General features: G+C 50.4%; 9 protein-coding genes. 4 read left to right on the forward strand and 5 right to left on the reverse strand.

Translation table 11 applies throughout. The features are described from left to right. Positions 1-212, reverse strand: a 212-nt coding sequence (locus H6F43_RS13865; RefSeq protein WP_190343332.1) for a helix-turn-helix transcriptional regulator, incomplete at its 3' end; no start/stop codon positions are given. A 157-nt stretch (positions 213-369) separates the two neighbouring features. Here H6F43_RS13865 and H6F43_RS13870 point away from each other — a divergent pair. Continuing rightward, on the forward strand, positions 370-615 hold the full coding sequence (locus tag H6F43_RS13870; protein ID WP_190343333.1) for a hypothetical protein: 246 nt from the start codon (positions 370-372) through the stop codon (positions 613-615). Position 616: 1 nt separating this feature from the next. Here the strand turns inward: H6F43_RS13870 and H6F43_RS13875 are convergent, their stop codons facing one another. Then, positions 617-1,192 (reverse strand): Uma2 family endonuclease, encoded by a 576-nt coding sequence (locus tag H6F43_RS13875; protein WP_190343325.1) that lies wholly within the window; start codon positions 1,190-1,192, stop codon positions 617-619. 69 nt (positions 1,193-1,261) lie between these two features. Further along, positions 1,262-1,420 carry a hypothetical protein gene (locus H6F43_RS13880; protein ID WP_190343326.1) on the reverse strand — a complete coding sequence of 53 codons (159 nt, stop codon included), beginning with the start codon at positions 1,418-1,420 and terminating at the stop codon, positions 1,262-1,264. Positions 1,421-1,698: 278 nt separating this feature from the next. Between H6F43_RS13880 and H6F43_RS13885 the strand changes: the two genes are divergently transcribed. The 3 genes from H6F43_RS13885 to trmFO all read left to right on the forward strand — a co-directional run bounded on the left by H6F43_RS13885 (position 1,699) and on the right by trmFO (position 4,996). Beyond that, complete coding sequence (locus tag H6F43_RS13885; RefSeq protein WP_190343327.1) at positions 1,699-2,418, forward strand: DUF1877 family protein; 720 nt, start codon at positions 1,699-1,701, stop codon at positions 2,416-2,418. 274 nt (positions 2,419-2,692) lie between these two features. Beyond that, positions 2,693-3,394, forward strand: coding sequence for an acetolactate decarboxylase (budA, locus tag H6F43_RS13890; protein ID WP_347272416.1), 702 nt, complete (start codon positions 2,693-2,695; stop codon positions 3,392-3,394). A gap of 231 nt (positions 3,395-3,625) precedes the next feature. Beyond that, positions 3,626-4,996 (forward strand): FADH(2)-oxidizing methylenetetrahydrofolate--tRNA-(uracil(54)-C(5))-methyltransferase TrmFO, encoded by a 1,371-nt coding sequence (trmFO, locus tag H6F43_RS13895; RefSeq protein ID WP_190343329.1) that lies wholly within the window; start codon positions 3,626-3,628, stop codon positions 4,994-4,996. A gap of 22 nt (positions 4,997-5,018) precedes the next feature. On the opposite strand, the gene H6F43_RS13900 is transcribed toward trmFO, so the two are convergent. Both H6F43_RS13900 and H6F43_RS13905 read right to left on the reverse strand, forming a co-directional pair. Next, complete coding sequence (locus tag H6F43_RS13900) at positions 5,019-5,270, reverse strand: hypothetical protein (protein WP_190343330.1); 252 nt, start codon at positions 5,268-5,270, stop codon at positions 5,019-5,021. A 204-nt stretch (positions 5,271-5,474) separates the two neighbouring features. Further along, on the reverse strand, positions 5,475-5,825 hold a 351-nt coding region (locus H6F43_RS13905), incomplete at its 5' end, for a pentapeptide repeat-containing protein (RefSeq protein WP_190343331.1).

Genomic DNA, 5,825 nt, shown 5'->3' on the forward strand with positions numbered 1-5,825 from the left:
AGATAGAGCTGAATAAACTCCTTGGCGGCGTCTCGATTCAGCGATCGTAGTGCCTGATACGTCTCAAAAACGGCTTCCGCTAACGGATCTCGCTCTTCGCTCACCCAGCGACTCACAATAGAGCGATTGATGCCCATTGCCATTGCTAGCTGATACTGGGTAATTCCGTAAGTTTCCAATACTTGTTTGAGGGCTTTGCCCGCTCTTGCCATGCCCAAAAATATCAGCAAATTTTGATCAATCGTGCGGTGTCATCTGCCATCTAATCGTGTAGGATAAGTTTAGATGTCACCTGCCATCTAAAGAACCAGTCCGCGCCCTGGGAAGCCTTGGACTGGTTCCAATTCCCCTATTGGAGACGTAATTATTATGCCTTACCGAGACCGCCTGAACAGTTGGGCAGTCGTTCGCCTGCTGCCAAAACTGCAACGAGTCGTCGTTTCTCGCCATCGCAGCGAATCCGACGCCGATGGACACTGCCAAGTTTTGCGGCGTTTAGAGCCGGATGCAGAGTTTATCGTCATGTTCGATCCCATTGTGGAAGAACGATCGATTCAGTTCATCTGCACCGGAATCAGCAAGATTTTCTCTGCGCTAGCGATCGTACGAAACTGAATTACCAAATCCGATCGAGGTCCAGAACAAATCCCGGCAGAACGTCTTCTCCAGAGAGGGTGTCTGGATTAATCAATACCTCAGCCACCCGACCGAGACGATAAACCTCAACCGCTCTTGCGGCTCGGTTAATCAGCCAGCCGAGCCGCACACCGTTGTCCTGATACTCCTGCATCTTGGCTTGCACGATCGCAAGATTATCGCTGGGGGACATCAACTCAATGACGAAATCTGGGCAGATGGGAGCAAATCGCTGCTGTTGTTCGCGAGTTAGCGCATTCCAGCGGTTTTGCTGAATCCAAGCGGCATCAGGCGATCGATCTGCTCCGTTTGGCAGCTTAAACCCAGTGGAGGAATCAAAGGCAATTCCAGCGCCCTCGTCGTCTGCCCAGTTAAAGAGTTGCTGCGTCAAGCGACCGTTACGATTTCCAGTTTCACTGCCTGCGGGCGACCTGACAATCAGCTCTCCAGTGGTCGATCGTTCCAGTCGCAGATCTCGATTGGCTTGACAGAGTTGGAAAAACTGCTCATCCGTCAGGTGAATGACTGCATTGAGGGAAATTGTCAGCGTTGTCATCGAGTGGATCCAAACGCTTTGGAGGCATCATAGCGAAACCGATAGACGTTGTGAGCAGGGCATACGCACCTAAAGCAGCGTCGTAGAACAAATGCGGCAGGGAGTAATTGCGCCATAGAAAAGCTGCGTCGCCGCCCTGGTGCGATCGCGCTTATTTGCGTCGCATTTAAGTGAGGTTCCATGAGCAGACGAGTCAACGGAGTAGATTGTGTATTTGATGGTACTCATAGAGCAATCCGCACATACTTGAAGCAATGCGGAAGCTTTCTGCCGATCCACAGCAGTTGGCGTAATATACAGAAAAATTCTACCGATCTACCTAGTTCAGGGTGCTGTGCGGAAGCGGTCTGCCGATCCACTGACACTGAGTTAGATAGGCGGAAAGATTCCGTCTAATAACAAGTTATACAGCTTCTACTGTGGGTTAGGGTACTAGTTTGTCGATGTTACAGGATGATGTGTGTTGGAACGTTGGATAAAGAGATTAAGGCTTAGATTTCAGGAATATGTCAGTTACAGGTCAGTTAACCCAGGTTTCTCAGTTATTAGTGCAGCAAGCGAAATACATTCCATCGGTAATTGAACTATTTTGGGATATTGCATCATTAGTTCATGAAAACCCTGGGACACCTAGGATCAAAAATCTAGAAGGATTATCGGCTGAACGTATTAAAATCTTGCGTGAAATATTACCTGATCCTGAATGTGCAATGGAACGATGGACATTGCATGACTTTAGTGAGTTAGAGTTTTGGAAAACTCAATATCCTAACGATTATGAGAAAACCAAGTCTAATATAAATGAGATTATTGAAGCAACAAGAATTAATAGAGGACTTTGGTTAAATCGAGCATGGGATATATTGAACTATATTTTTACAGGTCATTCATCAGACGCAGAATTACCACTTTTAGTTTATGAAGGTGAAAGTATTCCCCAAATCAACCTTTTCTGGGGTGGGAATACAATAATAGACAAGGATGGATTTGGAACTCACTATTTAGAGGCTACAGAGGTTCGGGAAGTTGCAGAAGTATTATCGAAGATATCTCAACAAGAAATTCGTCAAAGATTTGAGCAGGGATTGATAACACAACCTGATATTTATCATTTTTCTTGGAGGGAACAGAACTACGAATGGCTATTTGAGATGTGCATTAGTGTCAAGGAGTTTTATGCTGATGCAGCAAGTCAAGGAAACGCGATGCTAATTAATATTGATTAAGTGTTTCTACCATTTAAAGTTAGTGGAAGCATCAGCCGTATAACAATCCGGCTGGAGCGGACTATCAGAGTTGGTTGGGGTTGTAGCATAAGTATTGAAAGCCGCTCAGCCGGAACGTTCGATCGCGTAAGTTATGGGCAAAGATACACTTTTAGTTCAAGTTAGTTCAAGGCTTAAGATTGCGTTTTGCATTGGGTCAAAAATTGGGTAAAAGACAGTGAAGCTAAAACGCTATTTATGGATTGCGACATGCCTGATTGTCCTTGCAGTGAGTGTGTTACCTGCATATTCCCAACAACGTCTCCAGCCTCATCTAGGATTTCAGGTTTCGACTTTGGGAGCCTTAAACGTTGGGGTCTATGAAGGAGCGGCAACCTTAGCCGAACTCAAACGGTATGGAGACTTTGGGTTGGGCACCTTTGAGGGATTGGATGGCGAGATGGTTGTTCTGAATGGCAAGGTTTATCAAATCAAAACTGATGGGGCTGCCTATCGCGTTGTAGATACGGTAAGAACACCATTTGCTGCTGTTACATTTTTCCGTAGAGGGCGATCGCTTCGTTGGACTGGACAACTGACCTATCAGAAATTGCAGCAGCAAATCAACGAACAGTTGCCGACACCAAACTTGCCCTACGCAATTCGCCTGCAAGGGACGTTTCCCTATTTGAAAGTCAGGAGTGTTCCCAAACAAACACCGCCTTATCTCCCCTTAAATGACGTAGTGAGGCAACAACAGCGCGTTTTTGAATTGCGAAATGTGCGGGGTACATTAGTGGGGTTTCGGCTACCGCAATTTCTCAAGAGTGTGAACGTGGCAGGCTATCACTTTCATTTCATTACGAGCGATTTCAAAGCAGGAGGGCATCTGCTAGATGGGGAGTTTCTTAACCCTGTCGTTGATATGGAAATGTTGCGAGACTGGCAGATGATGTTGCCGAATAATATCGCCTTTGAGCAAGCATCACTGGAATGATGGTGTAGATGGGGCTTGAAAATGAGATCGCGATCGAACAACTGCTTGCGCCAGGTGGACTGGAGATTGTTAGCTTCGTTGCAGTGATCTCTGCCGCTGGTGAAGTTTGACGTTAAACCTTGACGCTCAATTTCAGACTTTGACGCGTTTGCCCGGACGTTGTGAGCAAGAGCTTGAGTAAGGGCTTGCATTCGGGGCTATCCTGGGAAAGGACCGATCGCCGAAACCGTCATGACAACGATGCAACCGATCCACGTTATTGGAGGTGGACTCGCTGGAACCGAAGCTGCATGGCAGATTGCTCAAGCGGGCATTCCCGTCATTCTGTACGAAATGCGTCCCCAGCGACTCAGCCCCGCCCACCACACCGAGCATCTAGCAGAACTCGTATGCAGCAACTCCTTTGGCGCTCAGGCAACCGATCGCGCCTCTGGATTACTGCACGAAGAACTGCGCCGTTTGGGGTCTGTGGTCATCACTAAAGCAGACGAGCACGCGGTTCCAGCAGGGGGCGCGTTAGCGGTTGATCGAGCGGTTTTCAGCCACAACCTGACAGAGACGCTGGCAAGCCATCCACTGATCGAACTGCGCCGCGAAGAGCTTCGGCAGATCCCCCGCGAGGGGCTAGTTGTGCTGACTACGGGACCGCTCACCAGTCCCGATCTGGCTGAGGACCTGCAACGCTTCACCGGCATGAACTACCTCAGCTTCTTTGATGCAGCAAGCCCGATCGTCGTGGGTGAGTCGATCAACCCTGAGATTGCGTTTCGGGCGTCCCGCTACGATCGTGGCGAAGCGGCTTACCTCAACTGTCCAATGAATCGCGATCAGTATCTCCACTTCTGGCGAGAACTGTGTCAGGCAGAGCAGGCAGAACTGAAGGAATTTGAGCGCGAAACCGCGAAATTTTTCGAGGCGTGTCTGCCGATCGAGGAAATGGCGCGACGCGGCGAAGACACGATGCGCTACGGACCGCTGAAACCGGTAGGCATTTTTGACGCTCGCCACGGCGACTTCCGCGATCCTGCCAACCGCGACAAGCGACCTTACGCCGTGGTGCAACTGCGCCAAGAAGACAAAGCAGGGCAGCTTTGGAACATGGTCGGCTTTCAAACCAATCTGCGCTGGGGCGAACAAACGCGCGTGTTTCGTCTGATCCCAGGACTGGAAAACGCCGAGTTTGTCCGCATGGGCGTAATGCACCGCAATACGTTCATCAACGCGCCAGAACTGCTACATCCAACGCTGCAATTCAAGTCGCGATCGACGCTGTTGGCGGCGGGTCAACTCGTCGGCACCGAAGGCTACACGGCAGCCGCCGCAGGTGGTTGGCTAGCAGGGACCAATGCCGCCCGAGTGGCGATCGGACAGACTCCGCTGACGCTGCCTCCCACGACCATGATGGGTGCCCTGTTCGCGTTCATCAGTTCCGCTTCGCCTAAGCACTTTCAGCCAATGCCGCCCAACTTCGGCATTCTGCCAGAGCTGCCGCAGCGAATTCGCAACAAGCAAGAGCGCTACGGTCACTATCGCGATCGCGCCTTTGCCGACCTTGCCGCATGGAGCTACTGCGATCGTGAAACGCTACAGCTGCCTGCTTAGCCGTTTTGGATCATAAACGCAGTTAGTCGGTTGCTAACTGCTGGTAGCTAACAACGCTAGACGGCTCAGCCAAGGCAGTAATTGCCCATTTTTTGTACCGCTGGGGATAAATGCATCCCCGACTAAACGTAACCTCTTGCCCCCCGCTGGACGTCAGATGAACGCAGCCCTGCGGCTGACTAATCTGCCAATACGCGATCGCCCCACCGACTGTTAACAAACCGATCCCTGCCGTGATGGCGATCGGCTTTACCCTCATTCGTAGCGTTTTCATTGCTGCCTTTCTATCGAGTTAACCCCAGCAAATCACTCGTCCCAGAGTCATCCAGAGCCGCCGCGAAGGCACATTTCAGCATTCGCAGCCTCTACAGCATGACAAGAAGTTGGGGGTCTTGGGTATCTCCACTATGAGAGATTTCTATTCTTTAAAGTTGGTAATGTGTTGAACTAAAATCGTTGTCTCCATCACATTTTGCTGCTAAGGTCCGGCGGCATTGGTTAGATCGGCTCCCAGCAGATTCGCGCCGTGAAGCTCTGCCTGCCGCAAATCTGCCTGGATCAGGGTTGCATCCTGCAAATCAGCAAAGAGCAAACTTGCCTGCTTTAAATCGGCGCGGCGCAGCGTTGCCTTTGTTAATTGAACGCCGCTGAGGTTCGCACGCTGTAAACGCGCACCCGTCAAGTTGGTCTGCTGCAAGTTCGCTAAGCTGCCATTGCTCTGCTGCAAATTGGCTTCTGCTAAATTCGCTCCCGTCAAGTCTGCCTCTGTGAGCGTGGCGCCCTGAAGGTTGGCGCGCTGTAGATTGGCCGATCGTAAATCGGCACCTGC

The organism is Leptolyngbya sp. FACHB-36 (assembly GCF_014695955.1).
GTDB lineage: Bacteria > Cyanobacteriota > Cyanobacteriia > Leptolyngbyales > Leptolyngbyaceae > FACHB-36.